This is a genomic window from Pseudoalteromonas sp. P1-16-1b (genome assembly GCF_001401785.1).
Classification (GTDB): Bacteria; Pseudomonadota; Gammaproteobacteria; order Enterobacterales; family Alteromonadaceae; genus Pseudoalteromonas; species Pseudoalteromonas undina.
Window position 1 is genome coordinate 1 of the sequence record NZ_LKGQ01000078.1, and the last position, 227, is coordinate 227.

Genomic DNA, 227 nt, shown 5'->3' on the forward strand with positions numbered 1-227 from the left:
GAGATGGCAGAGTGGTCGAATGCACCGGTCTTGAAAACCGGCAGGGGTTTATAGCCCCTCTAGGGTTCAAATCCCTATCTCTCCACCACCTTATTAAAATAATTATGAGTACACTCTTACTTGTAGTTTATGCACTTTCGGAGAGATGGCAGAGTGGTCGAATGCACCGGTCTTGAAAACCGGCAGGGGTTTATAGCCCCTCTAGGGTTCAAATCCCTATCTCTCCA

General features: G+C 47.6%; 1 tRNA gene. It reads left to right on the forward strand.

The annotated features are described in order from the left end of the window. The first annotated feature begins 139 nt into the window (after positions 1–139). Positions 140–227: transfer RNA gene (locus tag AN392_RS18275), tRNA-Ser, on the forward strand.